Origin of the sequence: Streptomyces sp. (assembly GCF_036566765.1) — a bacterium.
Classification (GTDB): Bacteria; Actinomycetota; Actinomycetes; order Streptomycetales; family Streptomycetaceae; genus Streptomyces.
The window spans coordinates 1-1,701 of record NZ_DATCVQ010000725.1; the positions used below are offsets into that span (position 1 = coordinate 1).

General features: G+C 69.6%; 2 protein-coding genes and 1 pseudogene. All 3 read right to left on the minus strand.

Going from position 1 to position 1,701, the window contains the following annotated elements; translation table 11 throughout:
* Positions 1-755: 755 nt before the first annotated feature.
* Positions 756-1,052 carry a hypothetical protein gene (locus tag VIU94_RS41910; protein WP_331920474.1) on the minus strand — a complete coding sequence of 99 codons (297 nt, stop codon included), beginning with the start codon at positions 1,050-1,052 and terminating at the stop codon, positions 756-758.
* A 14-nt stretch (positions 1,053-1,066) separates the two neighbouring features.
* Positions 1,067-1,282 carry a holin gene (locus VIU94_RS41915; RefSeq protein ID WP_331920476.1) on the minus strand — a complete coding sequence of 72 codons (216 nt, stop codon included), beginning with the start codon at positions 1,280-1,282 and terminating at the stop codon, positions 1,067-1,069.
* Between the two features lie 17 nt (positions 1,283-1,299).
* A pseudogene (locus VIU94_RS41920) lies at positions 1,300-1,701 on the minus strand (N-acetylmuramoyl-L-alanine amidase); the annotation flags it as partial.

A 1,701-nucleotide genomic window follows, 5' to 3' on the forward strand; every position in this document is an offset into this window, starting at 1 on the left:
TGTCGGTCATGTGAGCTATATCTCGTACTTCCGCACGTATGGGTTCGTGTAATGGAACAGCCTTCGATCGGAAGGTGCCATATCGAAATGCCCCCTCCCGCGCCGCCGAAGCAGCGCAAGAGGGGGCGTTGTCGTTCAGGAAACGTCTCACGGGTAGATGCGGCGGAACGGATCGAGCGCAGCCGACTGCGTGCTGCGGCCCTTCTGCGGGCCCGGTGCCGGTGCCCCATCACGGCGGCACACGAGCGCGTCAGGATCGTCCGGCGGCGGCTGCAGGCTGTACCCGTCAGGACAGGTCTGCCCGTCAGCACCATCCCGGCCGTCCGTCCCATCCCGCCCCGCCGGACCTGGCACGGTCGAGTCAGCCCCCGGCGGTCCCGCAGGTCCTTGAGGACCTGGCACGGTCGAGTTTGCGCCGTCCTTTCCGGGCTGGCCCGTGGGCCCGGGGCTCGGCGTGATGGTCGGTGCGGGCTCCCCAGGATCGCCCTTCTCGCCCTGCGGTCCGGGCGGGCCCTCGACGCTACGGCCGGGCGCACCGCGCGAGCCGGGCGGGCCCGCCACCGGATGCCCGCCCAACGCCTCGACCTGCGCCGCCAGCTGATCGCGCGCCTCATTCGCCGACCCCAACTCCACCTGAAGGGACCGGATGCTGATGAGAATCCCGGCGAGGACCAGACCGATCACTATCGCCGCGACGACAGCGAGCGCGTCACCGCGTCGCCATCGTCTCTCCTCGGCTCGCAGCTGCGACCGGGTCACGTTCCCGCCCCCTGTATGAGAAGGATGATCACGGGCATGAGGACCGCGACGAGCGGGATGACGACGGCACCGATCAACCACCGGCGGGTCGCCACAATCTTCTCGGCGTCCTTCTCCCGCACTGTTTCCATCGTCGTGACCCGCGCTGCGAGCGCCTCGTGGCGGAGGTCGTAGACCTTCTGGTCGACCTTCTCGTCCATGCGCCGGCCAAGCTGCTGGATGTCGTCGCGGACATCCGTGAGCCGATCCTCGAATCGGCGGACGACCTCTCCGAGGGTCGGCTCGTCGGTCATGCGTGGTGCTCCGATCAGATGCGCGGGGTGTGCTTGGCCGCCCAGCCACCCACGAAGGTGATCGCGGCGGGGACCAGGGCGAGGACGAACGGCGCGACGGCATCCGGCATCCAGCTCAGCAGCCGCGCGTTGTCCTGGATGGCAGCCAGGGAGGCGAGCACTCCGGTCGACGCGATGTAGGCACCGGCCGTGGACGCCTTGACCTTGGTCTCGACGGTCTTGTTCTGCATGGTGGCGATCTCCTTGATCAGTTGATGACGGCGAAGCCGTGCTTCTTGCCGAGGGCGGTGAGCGAGGTCCGGCCGGGCCGGCCGTTGCAGTCGTTGGCCGACCAGCCGAGGTTGTGGGCGTTGCTGTAGCGGCGCTGCCACTTGCCCATCGCGGCCCAGGTCAGAGACCCATACGAGCCGTCGTGGGCGTAAGCCTTGGAGAGAAGTCCCTCCGCCGCGAGGGCGACCTCGACCGGGTTCACGTCCGCGGGGTGGGTGGTGCCGCCCTGGCGCAGGCTCGGGTCTCGGTCGGCGGCCTTCTGGAGCCGGGACAGGGACACGCGCACCTGCGGCGCGGGCGCGGCCGGCGCGGCGACAGACGCCTTCGCAGTTCCGCCGAGGGCGGGGTCGGCGCTGATGGTGCCCTCGACGTAGTCCGG

What these genes read in the sequence shown, in the direction of transcription:
- VIU94_RS41915 (WP_331920476.1), bottom strand. Translation starts at nt 1,282, where the DNA reads ATGCAGAACAAGACCGTCGAGACCAAGGTCAAGGCGTCCACGGCCGGT.
- VIU94_RS41910 (WP_331920474.1), bottom strand. Translation starts at nt 1,052, where the DNA reads ATGACCGACGAGCCGACCCTCGGAGAGGTCGTCCGCCGATTCGAGGAT.